Origin of the sequence: Longimicrobium sp. (assembly GCF_035474595.1) — a bacterium.
GTDB lineage: Bacteria > Gemmatimonadota > Gemmatimonadetes > Longimicrobiales > Longimicrobiaceae > Longimicrobium.
Genome location: NZ_DATIND010000062.1, coordinates 1 through 20,709, shown reverse-complemented (window position 1 = coordinate 20,709; position 20,709 = coordinate 1). Strand labels below are relative to the sequence as shown.

The 20,709-nt window shown below is 71.1% G+C and carries 19 protein-coding genes and 1 rRNA gene; 9 read left to right on the top strand and 11 right to left on the bottom strand.

From position 1 onward, the window contains the following. Positions 1 to 18: 18 nt before the first annotated feature. Positions 19 to 135: ribosomal RNA gene (gene rrf / locus VLK66_RS10935) — 5S ribosomal RNA — on the top strand. A gap of 436 nt (positions 136 to 571) precedes the next feature. Beyond that, entirely contained in the window at positions 572 to 1,435 is an 864-nt protein-coding gene (locus VLK66_RS10930) for an NAD-dependent protein deacetylase (protein ID WP_325309446.1), read from the top strand. Positions 1,436 to 1,659: 224 nt separating this feature from the next. On the opposite strand, the gene VLK66_RS10925 is transcribed toward VLK66_RS10930, so the two are convergent. The 3 genes from VLK66_RS10925 to VLK66_RS10915 form a co-directional block, all read right to left on the bottom strand. Next, complete coding sequence (locus VLK66_RS10925; protein ID WP_325309445.1) at positions 1,660 to 2,820, bottom strand: putative sensor domain DACNV-containing protein; 1,161 nt, start codon at positions 2,818 to 2,820, stop codon at positions 1,660 to 1,662. A 108-nt stretch (positions 2,821 to 2,928) separates the two neighbouring features. Continuing rightward, positions 2,929 to 3,444, bottom strand: coding sequence for a DUF1572 family protein (locus tag VLK66_RS10920; protein ID WP_325309444.1), 516 nt, complete (start codon positions 3,442 to 3,444; stop codon positions 2,929 to 2,931). A gap of 474 nt (positions 3,445 to 3,918) precedes the next feature. Then, the gene (locus VLK66_RS10915; protein WP_325309443.1) at positions 3,919 to 5,124 is read right to left on the bottom strand and encodes a hypothetical protein; all 1,206 of its coding nucleotides are present in this window, start codon (positions 5,122 to 5,124) and stop codon (positions 3,919 to 3,921) included. A gap of 120 nt (positions 5,125 to 5,244) precedes the next feature. On the opposite strand from VLK66_RS10915, the gene VLK66_RS10910 reads away from it, so the two are divergent. Both VLK66_RS10910 and VLK66_RS10905 read left to right on the top strand, forming a co-directional pair. Next, positions 5,245 to 6,432 (top strand): acyl-CoA desaturase, encoded by a 1,188-nt coding sequence (locus VLK66_RS10910; protein ID WP_325309442.1) that lies wholly within the window; start codon positions 5,245 to 5,247, stop codon positions 6,430 to 6,432. A 357-nt stretch (positions 6,433 to 6,789) separates the two neighbouring features. After that, positions 6,790 to 7,380, top strand: coding sequence for a TetR/AcrR family transcriptional regulator (locus VLK66_RS10905; RefSeq protein WP_325309441.1), 591 nt, complete (start codon positions 6,790 to 6,792; stop codon positions 7,378 to 7,380). Between the two features lie 798 nt (positions 7,381 to 8,178). Here the strand turns inward: VLK66_RS10905 and VLK66_RS10900 are convergent. From VLK66_RS10900 to VLK66_RS10865, 8 genes are all read right to left on the bottom strand, one after another. Then, positions 8,179 to 10,032 (bottom strand): PDZ domain-containing protein, encoded by a 1,854-nt coding sequence (locus VLK66_RS10900; RefSeq protein ID WP_325309440.1) that lies wholly within the window; start codon positions 10,030 to 10,032, stop codon positions 8,179 to 8,181. A gap of 206 nt (positions 10,033 to 10,238) precedes the next feature. Further along, positions 10,239 to 10,832 carry an HD domain-containing protein gene (locus VLK66_RS10895; RefSeq protein WP_325309439.1) on the bottom strand — a complete coding sequence of 198 codons (594 nt, stop codon included), beginning with the start codon at positions 10,830 to 10,832 and terminating at the stop codon, positions 10,239 to 10,241. Between the two features lie 237 nt (positions 10,833 to 11,069). Then, a complete protein-coding gene (locus tag VLK66_RS10890; RefSeq protein ID WP_325309438.1) occupies positions 11,070 to 12,266 on the bottom strand; it encodes a GAF domain-containing sensor histidine kinase in 1,197 nt (398 codons plus the stop codon). 153 nt (positions 12,267 to 12,419) lie between these two features. Beyond that, positions 12,420 to 13,061 carry a hypothetical protein gene (locus VLK66_RS10885; RefSeq protein ID WP_325309437.1) on the bottom strand — a complete coding sequence of 214 codons (642 nt, stop codon included), beginning with the start codon at positions 13,059 to 13,061 and terminating at the stop codon, positions 12,420 to 12,422. Positions 13,062 to 13,148: 87 nt separating this feature from the next. Then, entirely contained in the window at positions 13,149 to 13,325 is a 177-nt protein-coding gene (locus tag VLK66_RS10880) for a hypothetical protein (protein WP_325309436.1), read from the bottom strand. A gap of 16 nt (positions 13,326 to 13,341) precedes the next feature. Continuing rightward, complete coding sequence (locus tag VLK66_RS10875; protein WP_325309435.1) at positions 13,342 to 13,980, bottom strand: hypothetical protein; 639 nt, start codon at positions 13,978 to 13,980, stop codon at positions 13,342 to 13,344. A gap of 411 nt (positions 13,981 to 14,391) precedes the next feature. Further along, a complete protein-coding gene (locus VLK66_RS10870) occupies positions 14,392 to 15,648 on the bottom strand; it encodes a competence/damage-inducible protein A (protein ID WP_325309434.1) in 1,257 nt (418 codons plus the stop codon). Positions 15,649 to 15,910: 262 nt separating this feature from the next. Continuing rightward, on the bottom strand, positions 15,911 to 16,759 hold the full coding sequence (locus tag VLK66_RS10865; RefSeq protein WP_325309433.1) for an SDR family oxidoreductase: 849 nt from the start codon (positions 16,757 to 16,759) through the stop codon (positions 15,911 to 15,913). Between the two features lie 150 nt (positions 16,760 to 16,909). Here VLK66_RS10865 and VLK66_RS10860 point away from each other — a divergent pair, with 150 nt between their 5' ends. The 5 genes from VLK66_RS10860 to VLK66_RS10840 all read left to right on the top strand — a co-directional run bounded on the left by VLK66_RS10860 (position 16,910) and on the right by VLK66_RS10840 (position 20,426). Next, entirely contained in the window at positions 16,910 to 18,229 is a 1,320-nt protein-coding gene (locus tag VLK66_RS10860) for a DUF4105 domain-containing protein (RefSeq protein WP_325309432.1), read from the top strand. A 320-nt stretch (positions 18,230 to 18,549) separates the two neighbouring features. Beyond that, entirely contained in the window at positions 18,550 to 18,915 is a 366-nt protein-coding gene (locus VLK66_RS10855) for an arsenate reductase family protein (RefSeq protein ID WP_325309431.1), read from the top strand. Between the two features lies 1 nt (position 18,916). Then, positions 18,917 to 19,438, top strand: coding sequence for an RsmD family RNA methyltransferase (locus VLK66_RS10850; protein ID WP_325309430.1), 522 nt, complete (start codon positions 18,917 to 18,919; stop codon positions 19,436 to 19,438). A gap of 287 nt (positions 19,439 to 19,725) precedes the next feature. Further along, positions 19,726 to 19,914 (top strand): hypothetical protein, encoded by a 189-nt coding sequence (locus VLK66_RS10845; protein WP_325309429.1) that lies wholly within the window; start codon positions 19,726 to 19,728, stop codon positions 19,912 to 19,914. A gap of 68 nt (positions 19,915 to 19,982) precedes the next feature. Continuing rightward, the gene (locus tag VLK66_RS10840; protein WP_325309428.1) at positions 19,983 to 20,426 is read left to right on the top strand and encodes an OsmC family protein; all 444 of its coding nucleotides are present in this window, start codon (positions 19,983 to 19,985) and stop codon (positions 20,424 to 20,426) included. Positions 20,427 to 20,709 lie beyond the last annotated feature (283 nt).

The following is a 20,709-nucleotide window of genomic DNA, read 5'->3' as shown; positions in this document are numbered from 1 at the left end:
CTCCCGGTTTGCTTTACGGCCGGTGGCTATGGCGCGGGGGATCCACCCGATCCCATCCCGAACTCGGAAGTGAAAACCCGCTGCGCGGATGGTACTGCCGGGGCCACCCGGTGGGAGAGTACGGCGCCGCCGGCCAACTCTGCAACAGCATCGCCCGCTTCGATTTACTTCGAGGCGGGCGGTGCTGTTTTTTTGTATCGCGCAATTCCTCGGGTCCCGCTGGATCTCACGCGGAGACGCGGAAGACGCAGAGGAGTTCGGCGTGCGGACTGGTGGTGGTGCGCGCCCGCGGCGCCCGCGCCCTCTCCGGCCGGCCGAGGCCGTCCACCTCTCCCGTACCGGGAGAGGTAGCTGGCAGGGGCATCGGCGCCAGCTCCACATCCCGGCGCGGGGAGGTTCGGAAAGCGCGCGGATGCTGGAGAGCCACCCTCTCCCGGGACGGGAGAGGGTCGCGCCCTCCGGCGCGGGGTGAGGACGGCGCGAGGGTGAGGACGCGCATCCGTGAACGACGGCGGGGGATGCGGGTAGAGGGACGCGCTGAAGCCATCCACATCTTTATCGCCGAACGATTGTGACTGCCGACGCGATTGCCGCTGCCGAGACCGAAACGCTGCAGCCGCTGGTGGAGCTGCTCCGCGGGCGGCGCGCCGTGGTGCTGGCAGGGGCGGGGTGCAGCACGGAGTCCGGCATCCCCGACTACCGCGGGCCGGAGGGGAGCCTGCGCGCGCGGAAGCCCATGCAGTACCAGGAGTTCGTGCGCAGCGAGGCATCACGGGTGCGCTACTGGGCGCGGAGCACCGTGGGGTGGCGGCGGATCGCGGAGGCGCGGCCGAACGCGGCGCACCACGCGCTGGCCAGCCTGGAAGACGTCGGCGTCGTACGGGGGATCATCACGCAGAACGTGGATGGGCTGCACCACGCCGCGGGGAGTCGGCGCGTGGTGGAACTGCACGGGTCGCTGGCGCAGGTGCGGTGCCTGGGGTGCGGGTCGCTGGTCGGACGGGACGCGTTCCAGGCGCGGCTCATGGCGCTGAACGCGGAGTGGGCGGAGCGGCTGGACGCCGGGGCGGAGCAGGCGCCGGACGGCGACGCCGAGCTGCCGGGGGAGGCGGTGGAGAGCTTCCGCGTGCCCGGCTGTGAAAGGTGCGGCGGGGTGATGAAGCCGGACGTGGTGTTCTTCGGCGAGAACGTGCCGGCGGCGTGGGTGGACGAGGCGTGGCGACTGTTCGGCGAGGCGGACGTGCTGCTGGTGCTGGGGTCGTCGCTGACGGTGTACTCCGGACGGCGGTTCATCTACCGTGCGCAGGAGCAGGGGATGCCGATCGCGGTGGTGAACCTGGGCCCCACGCGGGCGGACGAGATGGCGGCGGTGAAGGTGGAGGGGCGGCTCGGCCGCATCCTGCCCGAGCTGGCGGAGGCGCTGCGGCGCGGGTGAGCCGGGCGGGACGGGACGCGAAGGGCGCGGGGACGACAACGTCTCCGCGCTCTTTCGCGTTTCTGTTCATCCCCGATCCGGGGACCGATCGTGCGATTCGGCAGCGCACGTGCGGCCTCGCCTATAGATCCTTCGGCCTGCAACCGTTCGTGCCGGGACAGCGACGGTGTGGGCGGCCTCAGGATGACGTCTCTCCTTCTCTGCGTTTGAAACTCACAGATGATTCACATCAGCAGCATCTCGACACGGTGGGCGTGGACCATGTCCTCGCAGGGGGACCAGGCGAACACGGTGAAGCGGCCGTCCTGCGAGGCGACCATCGCCAGCGCGTCACGCTGGTCGTGCACGAACTGCGCGGCGGAGAGGTGGCGCGTGCCGCCGAGGGCGCCGGGGTCCACGATTCGCGGCGCGTCGCCGACCACGGGGGCGGTGACGACCACGCGCTCGACGCGCTCGCTACGGCGCTTGCGCACGAGCTTGACTCCGAACGCCAGCACCTCGTGGCACTCGTTCAGCACCGTGGCGCCGTCGACCGCGGTGAGGCCGGCCACCGTCTCGATCGCGCGGTGGAGCGCGTCGCGCCAAGGGGGGCGGGTGCGCTCGTCGTCTTCCGCGCGCAGGAGGCGGGCGAGGTCGGCGTACGGCTGCACGCGGTAGGGGATGGGCTGCGCCGCCGACTCCTGCCACGCGTCGCTCCCGCCCGGGACCAGGATGAGCGACCCGCCGCGGCCGTGCGCGCGCATGGACACGGCGAGCTGCGCGAGCACGCTGGTGGGCCCCTTCGAAGGGAGCGGCGCGTCGAAGCCCAGGAGCGAGGAGAGCAGGGCGGGGCAGTCGGGAAGGCTGGCGCCGCCCTCGTCGACCTCCATGATGCGGTCGCCCTGCAGCACGGCGATGGTGCCGAACTTGTCGAACTCGTCGCCGCGCTTGTACTTGATCACCAGCAGGCCGGGCTCGACCACCTCCAGCACCAGCGTGGAGGCGGGGATGAGGCGGGTGGTGCCCCACACTCTCAGCTCGTCGCCGTGCGGCCACACGCCCAGGTGGATGCCCGGGCGCTCGACGGCGGGGGCGAGGCGGGCGAGGTATTTGGCCTGGAAGCGGAGCGGGCGGTCGAACACCATCGACTGGCCGCCGGGCGGGATGAAGGCCAGGGAGATGCGCGGCACGCGGCCTTCCTCGCGCTGCAGGCTGGCCCAGAACGCGCCGTCGATCAGCGCCTCGATGGTGTCGACGTCCGGCCGCGGCCCCAGCGCGCCGACGCCTCGCGCGTCGGCCGCCTCGGCGTGGCCGGCCAGGTGGCGCGCCACCGTCGGCGCCACGAGCCGCGCCGCGGGATACCCCGGTTGCATCTTCGTCTTCTTCTCCGTCTTCGTCGTCTGCATGCCGCCCGCTGCCGCACGGATCGGGCCTCGCCAACCGACCGGATCACACGGAGGGAACGGAGGAAACCGAGGCGGATCCTCGCGTCGCCCCCGTTCTCCGCGGGGGGCTCAGGGGCGGTACGTCTTCGATTGCCCGCGGGGGATGCTGAGCGTCTGCCAGGCGTCGCCCGCGTAGTGCTTGGCGAGGAGGACGATCTGGCCCGTGTGGATGGCGAGGTGCGAGAGATGGCGGTTCAGCGCGCCGAGCACGGTGTGCGGCTCGCCGCGGATGTGGATGGTGCGCAGCAGGTCGTCCGCGGTGAGCGCGGCCAGCTCGCGCTCGAGGATCTCCCAGCCGCCGGCCCAGGCCGCCTCGATGTCCGCGCGGGTCTCGCCGTCCTCGACGATGAACTCGCCGTCGCGGTCGCGGTCGGGCTTCTCGCCGTCGCTAGTGAGGAAGTCCGTCATCCGCGAGCGCAGGTTGCCGCCCACGTGCTTCAGGTTGATGGCGATGCTGTTCGTCTCCGCATCCGGCGCGGCGAAGAAGCCGTGGTCGTCCACCTGCGCGACGGCGCGCTCGGCGGCGTTCCGCAGCGACTTCAGCCGCTCGGCCATGTCGCGCAGGTACTCAGTTCCGATCTCCATCTTCCCATCTCCCTGATCTCGGTGCGTGGTCGGACAGGGGAATTGATGGCATGTGGAGAAGCGGAGCAACAGGAGGAGCTCCTCCGCGACTCTGCTTCTCCGGGTGCCAAGATGCATGTCGGATCTGCAGTGCGGCCGGCCTGAATAGAAGTCCACTGGCCAGCCCCCCACCGGCGGCTGAAGCCGCAGCGCCGCAGCAACAACTACGGGAAGCCTCGCAGACTGCGCGAGGCTGTTCGGTTCACGACGGGTCATCGCCGCTCATGGCCGGCACCTCTCATACCCAATCCGGCAGAAGAATCCGTGCATCTAGCCAAATCACGTGCTGCGGCGATGATAGATCCTTCGGCCTGCAGCCTATCGTGTAGAGGCTGGGTACGGTGTGGCCGGCCTCAGGATGACGTCGGCTTGATGCGACGATGAATTCCAGGATTCGGTATCATCGTCCCTGGACGCGAGCAGCGCGGGGGCGACTCAGGCGAGCCAGTCGCGGAGGCGGGCGTAGACGGCGGGGGTGTGGAGGAGGGCGAAGTGGCTGGTGCGGTAGAGGATGCAGCGCCGCTCCGGAGGGATGGCGAGGCAGCGCTCCGGCTCCGCGTGCTCGCCGAGGGCGCTGTGCAGCGGGACCAGGCCGTCGCCCCACACGCGCTCGCCGAAGCCGCCGGGGCGCCGGCCGCGCGTGGCGGCGATGGCGTAGCACTCGACGCCGGCGGGGAGCGGGACGATGCCGCGCGGGTCGCCGCCGCGCTCGAAGCGGTCGCGTCCGTGCCAGTCCTCGTCCAGCAGGCTGCCGTGGCGCAGGTCGGTGATGCCGGCGCTGCGCATCCGCCCCAGCCGGGCGAAGGGCGCGGCGTACGGGACGGCGGCGAGCGCCGTCTCGAAGGCGTTGCCGTGGCGCTCCAGCGGCGAGCCGTGGTGCGGCGTGGCCAGGAAGACGAGCTTGCGCAGCATCGCCGGCCAGCGGTGCCCGACCGCCGCGGCGTAGTGGCACGCGCTGCGCGCCACCATCCCCCCCATGCTGTGCCCCACGATGGCCAGCCGCTCCACCGGCACCGGCCACGCCCGCAGCAGCGCCTCGAGCAGCGCGGCGAAGTCGCGGCCGTTGCGGGAGATGTGCAGCCCGGTGTTGTAGTGCAGGTAGACCGGCGTGTAGCCCAGGTCGCGCGCCAGCGCCTGCCCGTGGTCGCCGGTGCCGCGCAGGTCCCACTGCAGGTCGTTCATGCACAGGCCGTGGACGAGCACCACGATGCGCCCCGTGGCGTCCGGCACCGCGGCGGCGAGGGTGTCGCGCTCCAGCGGCAGCACGCGCCCGCCGCGCCGCAGGACCATGGGGATGGCGAGCGCGTTCCCCGTCTCCGCCAGGTGGTCGCCGATGACGCCGTTCACCACCGCGCGGACGGCGGCCTCGCGCCGCGCATCCGTCAGCGCCACGCGCCGCTCGCGGCCGCCGAGCATGCGCAGCACGCCGAAGGTGCCGCGGGTGAAGAGGCGGATCGAGCGGTAGACGAGGCCGGTGATCCCGCGCGTCCGCGCCGGCTCGCGGCGGCGCCAGCGCGGACGGGCGATGCGCGCGTGGACGTCTTCCGCGACCTCCGTGGCCTGCTCCACACCGCGCGCGGCGATCAGCGCGGCCGCGATCGCCGCGTCGTATCCTCCGTCGCCGTCAGGAGATGCGTTCACGTCCGGATCACGGCTCGGGGGATGAAAGGTTGACCATTGACCCGACGGTCAATATCTTTCAAGCTACCCGGTGAAACGGGTCGCGTCAACCGTTCTCCGCAGCCCGAACACCGGATCGACATGTCCGCAGGCCCGACCGCCATCTCCCCGCACGCCGGCGAGGGGGAAGAATTTCACGACGACATCATCTACCCGGCCGCGATCCCGTTCGTGCTCGTCCACCTGGCGTGCCTGGGGGCGATCTGGACCGGGGTGACCGTGAACGCGCTGATCCTGTGCGTGGCGCTCTACGTCGTCCGCATGTTCGGGGTGACGGCGGGGTACCACCGCTTCTTCAGCCACCGCTCGTTCAAGACGAGCCGCGCGGGGCAGCTCGTGCTGGCGTGGCTGGCGCAGAGCTCCACGCAGCGCGGCGCGCTCTGGTGGGCGGCCGTGCACCGCCACCACCATCGCCATTCCGACACCGAGCTGGACGTGCACTCGCCGCGGCAGCGCGGGTTCTTCTACTCGCACGTGGGGTGGATCTTCGACCGGCGCAACGAGAAGACGGAGATGGACGCGGTGCCGGACCTGACGCGCTACCCCGAGCTGGTGTGGCTGGAGCGCTTCCCGCTGGTTCCGGCGGTGGTGCTGGGCGTCGCCTGCTTCGCGTTCGGGGGATGGACGGCGCTGGTCGTGGGCTTCTTCTGGAGCACGGTGCTGCTGTACCACGGCACCTTCTTCATCAACTCGCTGGCGCACGTGACGGGGAAGCAGCGCTACGTGACGGGCGACGACAGCCGCAACAACTGGTGGCTGGCGCTGATCACGCTGGGCGAGGGGTGGCACAACAACCACCACGCCTATCAGCGGTCCACGCGGCAGGGGTTCCGCTGGTACGAGATCGATCCGACGTTCTACGTGCTGAAGTCGCTGTCGTGGCTCGGGCTGGTGTGGGAGCTGGGCGAGCCGCCGGTGGAGGTGGTGCGCAACGAGCGGCGGCTGGGGGCGGCGGTGGTGGAGAAGGTGGCGCACCAGCTGGCCGCGGCCTTCCCGGCGGACCGCATCGCCGCGCAGGTGCACGCCGCGCTGGCCGCCGCGCCGCAGATGGAGGACGTGCGCGCCGCGCTCCGCAACGCGCAGTCGCATGCGGCGTCGGCGCTGGCTGGGCTCCACCTTCCCGAGCTGCCGACGCTGGACGAGGTGCGGCAGTACGCCGAGCGCACGCTGGCCCGCACGCCCAGCCTGGACCAGATTGCCGAGCGCGCCCGCCAGCTGGTGGTCGAGGCCGTCTGCGCGCGCCTGGCCGAGCAGCTGAGCCCCGCCTGACCGCGGCGACCGCGAAACGGCGGCGGGGGTGCTGGTCCTTGTGTGGCCGGCGCCCCCGCGCTGTTTTCGGTGTTTCGGGAGATGGGGATCGCCGATGCGCGGCGGATCGTGTTCGGCGTGAGATCGCTGGTGCGCAGCGGATCGTGTCCGTCGTGGGATCGCCGGTGCGCGACGGATCGTGTTCGGCGTGAGATCGCCAGTGCGCGGTGGATGACGTCCGTCGTGGACGGATATACTCGCGAAAATGCGAGTGAACTCGCGGCTACAACGGCACGCAGTCCGCCTGCGCGGACTTCAATGGCGAGAGGCATTTGCAGTTCACTCTCGCACCTTCGCACTCTCGCACTTTCGCACCTGATGCCGGGCCGCAAAGCACCCGAGGAACAGCGCAGGCTCGAAATCCTGAAAGCCGCCTACCGCGTGGCCGCGCGCGAGCGGCTGACGGGCCTCACCGCGCAGGCCGTCGCCGGCGAGGCGGGGGTGAGCAAGGGGCTGGTGTTCTTCCACTTCGGCAATCGCGACGGGCTGCTGGTGGCGCTGCTCGCCTGGCTGCTGGAGATCACCCTCGTCGGCCCCGAACTGGCGGACGTGCTCGAGGGCCAGACGCCCGCCGAGCGGATGCTGAGCGCCATCCGCCGCGACGTGGAGGCGCTGCCGAAGCAGCGCGAGCGCGTGGCCCTGTTCTTCGACTTCTGGGTGATGGGGACGCGGCACCCCGGCGTGCAGCGCGCCATCCGCGCCGCGCTGGACCGCTACCGCGACGCCTTCCGCCCGCTCGCGCAGGCCGTGGTCGACGCCGAGCCGGAGCGCTTCGGCCGCGAGGGCGCCGAGGGGCTGGCGGGCGTGGCCGCCGGCTTCATCGAGGGCTGTGCCCTGCAGGTGGTGATGGACCCCGACCGCTTCGACGTGGACAGCTACATGCGCACGCTTGCGGCGCTGGTGGGGTAGCGTTTGTCGGATGCGCGTCGGCGGACAGAGGCTTAAGAGGTTGGTGCTGGTCTGATGCGAAAGTAAATCGAATACCCTTTGCCCGTTGGATACTCGTCGCGCTCTACGAGGATGACCAAGCTATTTCCCATGGGCCAAGAGCCCGGTCTTCCCATGCGAACGGCTCGCACCGCAGCGGGGTTGCTGCGGCCTCCTAGCTTCCGCAGAAGGGTTTCTGCGGCGCTGGAGGCTTCGTTCAATGTACGCCGTTCATATCTCGGATTGCTGCGATAGTGCTCGGCCTCGATGGTGATTTCCCGGACCGTCGATTGATCGCCGTTTACGATGTAGCTCACCTCATCAGGAATCAACACGTCCGTTCCTGACGGAAATACGTCACCAAAACAGCACCAATCATCACCATCCTCGACCTTGTACCCACTCGTGGGAATGCCTTGGTCAGCGAGCACCTCGCAGGTGATTCGCGGCGCGGGGAATCGTCCCGACTTCGTGGCGTCCTGATGGATCACTCCACCACCTGTTTCCCCGTCGTGCCCTGCGGTCGAGGGTGGCGTATCGGGTTGGGGATGTACATCAGCACACGCAGAGAGAAGCAGAATCAGGAAAGCGGGTAATCGCATCTGCCCTCGCGGTCACGATTGGTCGAATGCACGAACCCTGTCGGTCGTTGCTGATTCGACGGCTTCGACTTCGAGATTTCCCCCTGGATCATTCGCCTGAGAGTTCGCTGGCGACAGGGCGTGATGCCGTCGCCGTGCAGCGCACCGTCTTCAGCGCGCTGCACGACGGCTGCTCACCTCACCCGCCGGTCGTCGTGCCGCGGGCGATGCCGGTGCGGATGCGGGCGGCCTTCACGGTGGCGTTCGGGTCGGGGGCGATGCGGGAGCTGATCTCGGTGTTGTAGTGCACCGAGCCGTTCAGCGTGACGTTCTGGCCGTTGCGGCGCACGACCACCGGGAGCGGCGTGCCCTCGGGCTGGGTGCCGTAGCGCGCGCGGAAGGCGGGGCCAAAGTCCTCCGCTCCCACCTTCACCTCGCCCAGGCTGACGATGTAGTCGCCCACCTGCAGCCCCGCGCGCGCGGCCATCCCGCCGGGCACCAGGGCCACGACGCGGACTCCGGTCGAGTCGGTCTGCGTCTGCACGCCGATGCGCGCGATGTGCGCGGTATCCGCCTGCAGGCGCAGCCCCGCCAGCGGCAGCACCCGCGCGTACGGGAAGGGTTCGCGCCCGTCCACGTAGCGCGCGGCGAAGTCGGCGAAGCCGCGGCCGCCGGCGGCGCGGCTCACGGCCGCCCACCACTCGTCACCGGTGAAGCCACGGCCGCGCTGGAAATCGGCCTCGTACAGCTCGCGCATCACGGTGTCGAGCGAGCGGCGGTTGTCGCTGGCGTCGCGGATCATCACGTCGAGCAGGAAGCCGGCGAGCGCGCCCTTGGGATAGTACAGGTAGCCGGTGCCGTCCTGCGGGTGGTTCCACGTGGACAGCGACGCATCCTCCAGCGCCACCGGCGGCGAATCGTCCACCTGCTGCATCTTCTCCGTCAGGTTCTCCCACAGGTAGTCCTCGCCCGCCACGCCGCCGCGCACCAGGGCCAGCGGCGCGTAGTAGTCGGTGATCCCCTCGCTCACCCACAGCCACACCGTGGGCATCGCGCGGTCGTAGACGTACGGCCACATGTCGGCCGGGCGCAGGCGCTTCACGTTCCACGAGTGGAACATCTCGTGGGCGGTGATGTCGAGGAGGACCGGCGTGCCGATCAGCTCGGGAGTGTAGATGCCCAGGTGGCTGCGCGAGTGCTCCAGCGCGCTGCCGCCCGGGTACTGCTCGGGGAAGACCATCATGGTGGTGTAGTCGGGCCACGGCGCGTCGTGGAAGACGGCGGCCTCGGCGGGCGCCATGGCGGCGATGCCGCGCCAGACGGCGGCGCGGGCGGTGTCCTGCAGCCGCCCCGCGGGATACGTGGCCAGGCGGTGCCACTTCCCGGCCACCTGCATGGAGTCCAGGTCGAAGCGGCCGACGAAGAACGGCATGTCGACCAGGTCGTGGTAGTTGCTCTCGCCGTAGGTGAAGCGCCCCGGCCGCGCGCGCATGCTGGTGGCGACGTTCCAGCCGGCGTCGGTGCGGATGGTGATGGTGGCCGGGAAGTCGGGGGTGCGCCCCTCGGGGTAGAGGAACGCGGTGGTGCCGTTGAAGAACAGGAAGTCCGGCTGCGCCCACGCCATCGCGTTGTCGAGCGAGTCGGCGCGGTACTCGAACGACACGGTGACCGGGCCGGCGCCGCCGGGGCGCACGCGCCAGGTGTCGGGGTCGACCTTGTCCCAGCGCACGGGCGCGCCGCGCTGCACGGCGCCGAAGCCGCTCACCCAGTGGGCGTAGTTGCTGACCTCGTACGCCCCCGGCGTCCACACCGGCAGCGACAGCAGCACCGGCGAGGTGGAGGCCGCGTCGAAGGTCATGTCCACGTGCATCGAGCGGTCCTTCGCCGTCTGCGCAGTGAACGTGACTTCGTAGCGGATGTTGGAGATGGGCGCGGAGCGGAGAGTCGCGGCGCTCGTCGCCGTGTTGCTCGCTCCGGGCTGGGCGGCGATGATGCTCGGTACGAGGAGAGTGGCGACGGCGAGTGTGGCGGAGCGTTTCAGCAGGGGATGCATGTGGAATCCAGTCAGGGGGTTGATGACACCGGTGCAGGAGGGACGTTAGCCAACGACTGAAACGGAGATGCAAGCGGGGCCTCGGGTGCTACTCCGTGATCCCGCTGTGCGAATCATCATTACGATTCTGCCGCCTTCCGCGCCACCACGAACACGCGCCCCTCCCGCTAGGCTTGCCGTGACATCGGTTTGCGGATGACGAAGCGCTACGGACGCGGGGTGCTCTCCTCGCCCTCCCGCGCGCGCCGCTCCGTCTCCTCGTCGAGGACGGCGCGGACGGACTCGAGCAGCGGGTGGCCGGCGGTGTACTGGCGGCCGTAGCCCAGGTTGAAGCGGTAGTCGAAGTCCGGCGGGTTGGCGCCCTGCGTGTGCTGCAGGATGGTCTCCAGCTTGTCGAGCGCCTTGGCGAGCCGCGCCTCGGGCGTGACCGCGGCCTCGTACTCGTCCCACAGCGAGGTGATCTCGGCGCGCAGGTCGGCGGGGAGCGGGGACAGGAGCTGCAGCAGGTCGCGGCGCTCGCCGGCGGACTTGCCCTCGCCGAGCGCGGCCTGCTCGGGCGCGGGCACGTCGCCGCCGATGGCCTCGCCCAGGTCGTGGATGATGCAGATGCGGATGAGCCGCGCGAAGTCCACGCCGGGGAAGTCGCGGTGCAGCACCAGCGCCATCAGGCACAGCCGCCACGTGTGCTCGGCCACGCTCTCCTGCTGCCCGGCCGAGGTCCAGCCGCTGCGCGTGGCCGTCTTCAGCGCCTCGGCGGCGCGCAGGAAGTCCAGGATGCCGCCCAGCTCGGTCGGTTGCACGGGGAGATCGGGATTCGGCGATGACGGCTACGACGCGTGCCGGGAAAGGTACGCGCGGAGCTCCGCGACGGCACCCTTCTCCGTCATTCGATGTGTTTCCGCGGCGGACGTGCGGGACGGGGTATGGATCCTTCGGCCTGCAACCTCTTGTGTGGGAACTGGTTGCGGCGTGGGCGGCCTCAGGATGACGTCACGGGGATGGCGCGGAGCGCCCAGTCGCCCGGGCGAGATTCGGGATCAAGAGGCCGAGGCGGGGCCCGAGCGCGGGAGGAGCGCGGTGAAGGTGGTGCCGTCCTCGGCGCTGGATGTGACGTGGAGGGCGCCGCCGTGCGCGCGGGCGATCTCCGAGGCGATGTAGAGGCCCAGGCCCAGCCCCGTGCGCGGCACACTGCGGGTGCCGCGCACGTACGGCTGGAAGATGTGCGGGAGCACGTCTTCGGGGATCACGTCGCCGCGGCTGGTGACGGCCAGGCGCAGCATGCCGTCGGTGCCGTCGGCCACCACGTCCACCGGCTCGCCTGGCGGGCTGTGCTCCACCGCGTTCCCCACCAGGTTCGACAGCATCTGCCCCACGCGGGTGCGGTCGAACCAGGCCGTAGCGGGCGGGTTGGAGGTCACGCGGATGGTGCGGTCCGGGTGCGCGGCGGCGATCTCGGCCACGACGTGGCGGACGACGAAATCGACGTGGTCGATCTCCATCGGGTCGATCGGCATCCCCCCGCCCAGCCGCCCGCGCGCGAAGTCCAGCACGTCGTCGATCAGCCGCGTCATCCGCCGCCCGCTGGTGACGACGCGCTCCAGGATGGTGCGCTCGGTGGGCCCGGGCTCCAGGTCCAGCAGGAAGTTGGCGCCGGTGACCACCGAGGTGAGCGGGTTGCGCAGGTCGTGCCCCAGCACGGCGATGAACTGCTCGCGCAGCTCGGCCGTCTTCCGCTCGTCGGAGAGCGCGGCGCGGTCGCGGAGGGACGACTCCTCGGCCTCCAGCTGCATGCCGATGAGGTCGGCGAAGAGCTTCACCATCTCCAGCGTCTTGCCGTCGCGCAGCACCGCGGGGCGTGAGTCCAGCGCGCAGACGTTGCCGAAGTAGCGGCCGTCGGGGCGCACGATGGGCGTGGCGATGTAGCTCTCGAAGCCGTACAGCTTCGGCGTGGGGTGGTCGCAGAAGGCCGGCTCGCGGCTGGCGTGCTCGATGACGATGGGCGCCCCCGTCGCCCGCACCTCGCTGCACAGCGTGGTGGCCACCTCCAGCTCGCCGCCCACCTCCAGCCCGAACCCCATCCGGTCCAGCACGGCGCAGCAGGTCCACGCCCCTTCCGTAACCCGCGCGACCAGCGCCAGGCGCAGGCCGGTGGCCTCGGAAACGACCTTGAGGATGGTGGGAACGGCGCCGATCCGCTGGATGGCGGCGATGTCCGCTTCGATGCTGATGCTCATGCGCGCGGGGTGAGGCAAGCTGGGGGCCGCGTGGTGCCCGCGGCAGGGCGCCGCGTCGGTCGCGGGCCCGGGCGCGCAACAATACGACCCATCCGGCCTTCTGTTCCCCGCCGCTTCGTCCGTTTTGCGGCTCGTGGGACGATCCGGGGGAGATCAGGGAGGGGAGGGCGCGGGGAGGAGGCGGCCGGTGAGCGTGGTGCCCGGCGCGCGGTCGCGGCGCTCGCGCGGGGCGGTGGCGCGGCCGAAGCGCAGGTACAGCCGCGCGGGGCCGTCCTGCACGCCGAAGCGGCGCTCCACCACGAGCTCCAGGGTGGAGAGATCGACGTTCCACCGGTCCTGGAAGACGCGGAAGCCGAACCCGCCCGACACCGTCGGCGCGCCGCCCCAGCGCGATCCATCCCCGAAATCCCCCGCCATGTACATCCCCGCCGTCGCGACCAGGTACGGCTCCGCGCGCGACGCCTTGCCGAACCCCACGAACTGGGACGGGAACGCCCGCGCCAGGGTGAGCCGCGGGCCCATGGCCACGCCCTCGACGACTTCGCGGTTGCCGGGGCTCACGCCGGCGGCCACCTCCAGCCACGGCATCCACGCGCCGCGGCCGCCGAGCGCGCGCATGCGCCCCCACGACGCCATGACCTCGCGGCCACGTTCGGGGTCGCCGGTGAGCTGGAGCGCGAGATTGAAGGTGGAGTAGCGCGGGGCGGGCTCGTACTCGCCCACCGGGCGCTGCGCGAGCGCGCGGGCGGGGATGAGGAGCGTGGGGATGAGGATGAGGGCGCGGCGGAGGTGCATCGGTGCTGCGTCCGCGGGCGTCTGGGCAGATGCGGTCCGGCGCCGGGGCCGCCGCGCGCGCTTCTACACGCGGCGGCCCCGGAAGGATCACTCCGGAACGTCCCAGAAGCGGTGAAGCTGACAGGGCGCCTCGCCGCCCATCTCCTCCTCCGCAGCCGACGGCTCCGGGCGGACGGGGGACGGCTTCGGCGCGTCCGCGGGCGCCGCATCGGGCGGTGGAGACGCGGCGCGCGGCGGGACCGGGCTCTCCGGCTTCTCCGTCATCATTCCCCAACGCCTTTCACGCGGTTCCGCCGCGCGGCGTGGACGCGGTGCCGCGCGGGCAGGGCGGCCTGGGGTAGTTGAACACGTCCGCCACGATCGGGTCCGACGGCAGGAGCGCCTGGTAGATGTGGAGGACGCGGAACGGGTCGGTGTCGCTCACGGTCCGCGCGATCTGCCCGATGGATGCGCGCCCCCGCTCGTCGAAGCGCACCACGAACAGGTTTCCGCGCGAGAGCGAGTACCGCCTGCCCGCGATGGTGGCGCGCTGCCGGACGGCGTCGTAGGTGGTGACGAGGGAGCGCCGGGAGCCGTGCGGGCCGGACCAGGCCCACCAGTCGTCGCCGCTGCTCTCCGAGAAGTTGCCGGTGGAGGCCGACGAGGTCCACCGCCTCGAGACCGAGTCGGCGCCCGCGAAGGTCACCATCACGTGGTAGGCGGCCGCGTTCGGCGCGCCCTGCCTCGCGTTCCTGGCCCGGTATCCCTCCACGCTCACGATCACCGCGAGCTTGCCGAAGCCCGCGTGGCTCGATCCGAACGGGACCACGGAGTCGTGCAGGCGCATCCATTCCATCCTGATGCCGTTCTGGCCCGCCCACGCCGCGAGCAGCCACGCCGCCGCGAGCACCACCGCCGCCTGCTTCTTGGACGAATTCATCCGCACCTCCCGAAGTGAGCGAGAGTGAGCCCCGCCACCCACCGCCGCACACACCGGGCCATTTCGGCCGCGCCATGCCGCACCGGCGAATCGCCAGCCACGGCGCGGAGATTCACGGAATGGGGGAGGTGCGAAGCCGCGGATGCGGATCGCAATTGGGGCGCGAGCGGGGCGGAGATTGGGGATGATGCGCCCCGGCGGAGTCTGGCTGCAGCCGCGACTCCGCGTCGCCGGCCTCGGGGCGACGCCTGATTTGCGCGCCGAGGCCGGGCGGGCACGATGGAGTCCGCGCAGGCGGACTGTGTGCCGTTGTAGCCGCGACCTCGGTCGCATTTTCGGATATCCGGACCCCGCTGCGGACGTCTTCCCGAGGATGGCGAGCGCGTGTCGATCGATGGGCTTACGTCCCGGTCAATCCATCGCCCCCAGAAGCCAGCGGCGGACGCGGTCGAGGGCGACCTGGGCGGTGGTGCCCTTGATCCAGTCGCGGCCGCGGTCGCCCAGGTCGTAGCGGCGCGACCACACGCCGCCCTCCCACGCCAGCCCCACGCAGACGGTGCCCACCGGCTTCTCCGGCGTGCCGCCGCCCGGCCCGGCGATCCCCGTGGTCGACAGCCCGACGTCCGCGCCAGCCAGGCGGCGGACGCCCTGCGCCATCTCCTCCGCCGTCTGCGTGCTGACGGCGCCGTGCGCGGCCAGCGTCTCCGCGCGGACGCCGATCACCTTCTCCTTCGCTTCGTTCGAGTACGTCGCCACGCCCAGGAGGAAGTAGGCGGAGCTGCCGGCCACGTTCGTCACCCAGTCGCCGATGCGGCCGCCGGTGCACGATTCGGCGACGGCCAGCGTCAGCCCGCGCTCGCGCAGCAGGCGGCCGACGGTTTCCTCCATCCCCTCGTCGCCCACGGCGAACAGGTGGTGGCCCAGGCGCTCGCGGACGCGGGCCTCCAGCGCGTCCAATCGCCCCTCCAGGTCGTCGCCGGGGGCGCCGGCGACGGTCAGGCGCGCCTGGATGCGCGGGAACGCGGCCCGGAACGCCAGCCGCGCCTCGTCCGCGGCGACCACGCCGGCCAGCAGCTCGTCCAGCCTGCTCTCGGTGAGCCCGAAGGTGCTGTAGGTGCGCGACAGGAAGCGGCGGTCCGGCTGCCGCGCGGCCACCCACGGCACCAGCCAGTCGCGCACCATCGCGCGCGTCTCGCGCGGGACGCCGGGGAAGCACGCCACCCACCGCTCGTGCCCGCTGCGGTCGACGCGGACGACAAAGCCCGGCGCGGTGCCGTTGGGATTGGGGATGATGGTGGCGCCGTCGGGAAAGAGCGCCTGCTTGCGGTTGTTGGGCGGCATGTCGAAGCCGCGCATGCGGAAGCGCGCCTCGATGTGCGCGAGCGACGCCTCGTCCAGCACCAGCCCGCGCCCCGCCACGCGCGCCACGACCGCCGTCGTCAGGTCGTCCGCCGTGGGCCCCAGGCCACCGGTGCAGACGACCAGGTCGGCGTCCTCCAGCGCGCGCTCCAGCGTCCGCGCGATGCCGTCCTCGTCGTCCGTCACCGAGAAACCGCCCACGGGCTCCACGCCGACGGCGCGCAGCTCGCCCGCGATGAAGCCGGAGTTCGTGTCCGTCGTCAGCCCCCCGACGATCTCGTCGCCGATGGCCAGGAATGCGGCTTTCATCGATCGATCATCCCGATCGCCATCTCCCGAATCTTCATCATCCCATCTCCATGACCCCGAATCTTTATCCTCCCTGAAAGAGCCGGCAGGACCTGCGTGCGTCGTCGGGTATCGGATATGGAAAAATGCGAGTGAACTCGCGGCTACAACGGCACGCAGTCCGCCTTCGCGGACTTCATCCGTGCCGCACCTGTGGCGCGGTCATCCGGATATGTCGCAGCCACGATCGTACTTCCGTACTCCCGTACTTTCGTACTTCTTCTCACTTCCCCCGCATCGCCTTCAGCGCGCCCTTGACCGTTTCGCGGGGCATGCGGGTGAGGCCGTTGAACTCGCCGCCGCTGGCGATCCACTCGCCGCCGTCGATGGTGACCACCTCGCCGTTGATGTAGGGCGCGGCGTCGCTGACGAGGAACGCGGCCAGGTTCGCCAGCTCCTCGTGCTGGCCGAAGCGCCCCATGGGGATGCGCGCCTTCGCCTCGGCTTCGAGCTCGGGGGTGGGCATCAGCGCGTTCCAGGCGCCCTCGGTGGGGAACGGGCCGGGGGCGATGGCGTTGCTGCGGATGCCGTACGTGGCCCATTCGACGGCCAGCGAGCGCGTCATCGCCAGCACGCCGGCCTTGGCGCAGGCGCTGGGAACCACGAACGCCGACCCCGTCCACGCGTAGGTGGTGACGATGTTCAAAATGCTGCCCCCCGCCTTCCGCTCGATCATCCGCCGGCCCACGGCGAGCGTGGCGTGGAAGGTTCCGTTCAGCACGGTGGAAACGACGGCGTTGAAGCCGTTGGGCGTCAGGTCTTCCGTGGTCGCCAGGAAGTTGCCCGCGGCGTTGTTGATGAGGATGTCGATCCCCCCGAAGCGCTCGGCGGCGGCGGCCACCATCGCCTCCACGCTGGCGAAGTCGCGCACGTCGCAGGGGTGCGTGGCCACGCGGTCCGCGGGGCCGATCTCCCCCGCGGCGCCCTCCAGCCGCTCGGCGCTGCGGCCGGTGATGGCCACGTTGGCGCCGAGCGCGGCGAACTTCTTCGACATCGACAGGCCGAGCCCGGAGCCGCCCCCCGTCACCAGCACCGTCTTTCCCGCCAGCAGGTCGTCGCGGAACACCGGCATCTCCCGTATCTGGGATGAACAGTCGGAACCTCTCGCGCGGTTGAGACTACCGAGCATGCGCGGGCGGCGAAAGCCCGCGGTGGCGCCCCGCGCCCGCGCGCCGTTAGCTTTGCGGCCCGACTGGATGCGAATCCCCCAACCCGTGCAGTCATGCGGCTCTCCACCATCCTCCGCCGCGCGCTGGCCGCGTCCGCCGCGCTCCTGGCCCTCGCCGCGCCCGTGCGCGCGCAGCCGTTCGCCGCGCCCGCGCAGGGCGACACGGCGCTGCGCATCATCCTGCTCACGATGGGGCCGGGCGACGAGGTGTGGGAGCGCTTCGGCCACAACGCCATCTGGGTGCACGACCCGGCCAACGGCGCCGACGTGGCGTACAACTACGGGATGTTCGACTTCCGGCAGGAGAACTTCATCCTGAACTTCGCCCGCGGGCGGATGAACTACTGGATGGAGGGGTTCGACGCGTACCTCACGCTGGACCACTACCGGATGCTGAACCGCAGCGTCTGGGCGCAGGAGCTGAACCTGACCGCCGCGCAGGCGCGCCAGGTGAAGGAGATCCTGGAGGAGAACGCGCGCCCCGAGAACCGCTTCTACCGCTACGACTACTACCGCGACAACTGCTCCACCCGCGTGCGCGACGTGCTGGACCGCGTGCTGGGCGGCGCGCTGAAGCGGGCAACGGCGACGCAGCCGGCGGGCGTCACCTACCGCTGGCACACGCGGCGGCTGGTGGGCGACGGCGCCGCGAACGTGCCCATCTACACCGCCATCAACACCGGCCTGGGCCCCGCGGCCGACCGCCCGCTGACGAAGTGGGAGGAGATGTTCCTCCCCATGAAGCTGCGCGACGAGGTGCACGCGCTGCGGGTCCCGGACGCACAGGGGCGGATGGTGCCGCTGGTCGCGCGCGAGCAGACGATCTTCGCCGCCACGCGCCCGCCGGAGCCGTCCGGCCCGCCGCACTGGCTGCTGGGCTACCTCCTCGCGGGGCTCGCCATCGGCGGGCTGATCGCCTTCCTGGCGACGCGCGCGCCGCGGAGCACGGCGGCGCGGCTGGCGTTCTCGGCGGTGAGCGGGACGTGGCTGCTGGTGGCGGGGATCGGCGGGCTGGTGCTGCTGGGGCTGTGGGTGGCCACGGACCACGCGATCGCGTACCGCAACCTGAACCTCTTCCAGCTTTCGCCCTTCGCGCTGCCGCTGGCCGTGTTCGTGCCCGCGCTGGCGCAGGGAAAGCGGTGGGCGCCGCGCTGGGCCGTGCGCCTCTCCCTCGTCGTCGCGGCGATGTCGGTGCTGGGGCTGCTGCTGAAGGTGCTCCCCCCGTTCCGCCAGGTGAACGGCGAGGTGATCGCGCTCGCGCTGCCGATCAACCTGGCCGTCGCGTGGGCCGCGTGGCGGCTGGCCGGCGCGCCGCGCGTGATCGCGCCCGCGGGGAAGTCGCGGAACGCGGAGCGGGAGCCGGTGGCGGCGTAGGGAAGTGCGGGAGTGCGGGAGTGCGGGAGTGCGGGAGTGCGTGTCCGACGCATCGCGCCCTCTCCGGCCGGCCTGGGCCGTCCACCTCTCCCGTACCGGGAGAGGTAGCTGAACCGGCATCTCCGGCACGGGGAAGTATTGGCGCGAGCACAGGTTGCAGGCCGCACCACCGCTGGACAGCCCCCTCGCCCGGTACGGGAGAGGGCGAGCGCCCTAAGGCGCGGGGAGAGGGCGGCGCGGACGGGGCCGAAGCGCACCGCTGGCATCCATGCAGGGCTGTTGCATCAACCGAGGATCATCTCAGGCAGTGGACGAAGGCGATGGCGATGGCGACGGAAGTGCAGGTGTTCGGCACCAGGAGCTGCAACGAGACGAAGAAGGCGCTCCGGTTCTTCAAGGAGCGCCGCATCAAGACGCACTTCGTCGACCTGAAGGAGCGCCCCGCGTCGGCCGGCGAGCTGAAGCGCTTCGGGCAGAAGTTCGGCTGGGAGGCGCTCCTGGACCGCGATGGCAAGCACTTCCGCGGGCGCGGCCTGCACGTGGCGCACGTCTCCGAGGCCCGCATCCCCACGCTGCTGGAGGACGATCCCATGCTGCTGGTGACGCCGCTGGTGCGTAGCGGCAACGTCCTGGCCATCGGCTGGAACGAGGCGCAGTGGCGCGACTTCGTGAAGCAGGCGGGGTGACGTGAGGATCGTGCGCGGAAAATGGGCCGGCCGGCACCTCACCTCGCCCGCGGACCGGCGCGTGCGCCCCACGGCGGAGCACGTGCGCGACGGGTGGCTGGGGCTGGTCGAGCCCGAGCTGGCCGGCGCGCGCGTGCTGGACCTGTTCGCGGGGACCGGCGCCCTCGGCCTGGAGGCGATCTCGCGCGGCGCCAAGTACGCCGACTTCGTGGAGACGCGCCCCGCCAGCCTGCACGCGCTGAAGGCCAACGTGGCCGCGCTGCACCTGCGCGAGAAGACGCGCATCTTCAAGAAGGACGCGCTCCCCTTCGCCGCGGCGCTGGAGGCGGGCGCGTACGACGTGGCGTTCGCCGACCCGCCGTACCGCTCCGGCCAGCTGGACCGGCTGATCGAGACGTGGGCGCGCACCCCCTTCGCCCGCGTCCTGACCGTGGAGCACGCGCACGACCACGAGCTGCCGATCGAAGGCGAAAGCTGGGACTTCGGCGACACGTGGGTGACGATCTTCCGCGCGAGGGAGTGAGCTACCACGGGGAAGCGGGAGGCGAGGCGTGAGGTGTGAGGTGTGGGTAGATGCGACTGATGAAGTCGCAGCGTCGCGGCTACAACGGCACGCAGTCCGCCTTCGCGGACATCACCTCCCCGCGTCCGCGGGTTCGGCGCGGGGGGATGAGGTCCGACGCTGAGCCGCATCGCCAAACGAATCCCCGCACTTCCGCACTTCCGCACTTCCGCACTGCCTCTCCCCGGCACCGCTTCTGCATCTCCGGGCGCGTCAACGTGTTGACCCAAGCGGCGGAGATGGAGCCTATGTCATCGTTCAGCACCTACCTGGTCGGGTTCATCATCCTGATCATCGGCCTCGCCATCGGGGCGCACCTGCTGGGGGCGCCGACCATGTGGATCGTGGTGGGCGTCATCATCCTGGTGGGGATCGGGATCATGGGCGCCACCACGCGCACCCGCACGCGCGACCCGGGCGGCCCGCCCACCTATTGACGCCGGCGCCGCCCTTCCTTCGTTTTCAGGGACGAACCCATCGTCAGGTGAACGCGAAGGAGGGGGTGATGCCCGAAGGCGTGCAGGTGGAGTATCCGGTCGAGGTTGTGTGGGAGGGCGGGCGCCGGTACCGCGGCGGACCCGCGGGCGGGCCCACGCTGGTCGTGGACGGCCACCGCGAGGCCGCGCCCAGCCCGGTGGACACGCTGGTGATCGCGCTGGCCAGCTGCTCGGCCATCGACGTGGTGGACTACCTGGAGAAGCGCCGCACGCCGCCGTCGTCGCTGAGCGTGTCCGTGCGCTTCTCCCGCGCGCCCGAGCCGCCGCGCCGCCTGACCGCCGCGCACCTCACCTTCCGCGTGGCCACCGCCAGCCCGCGCGAGCACGTGGACCGCGCCGTCCAGCTCTCCTTCGACAAGTACTGCTCCGTGGCCAACTCGCTCGCGCCCGACACGCGCCTGGAGTTCTCGGTGGAGCTGGAACCCGCGGGGGTCACGACGCCGGCGGAGTGACGGGGATCTGGCAATCATACCGAATCCGGAGATCGATCGTGCAATCGAGAAGCGCACGTGCGACCTCGCCGATAGATCCTTCGGCCTGCAGCCGCTCGCGCGGGGAAAGCGACGGTGTGGCCGGCCTGAATAGAAAGTTCGTGGCCTTGCCCCTCACCGGCGACTAAAGTCGCAGCAACAACTACGGGAAGCCTCGCAAACTGCGCGAGGCTGTTCGGCTCGGCAGCCGGTTCCGCTCTGGAGGGCGCCTCCCCCTTTCATCCATCGTGGTCGCGCGAAGCGC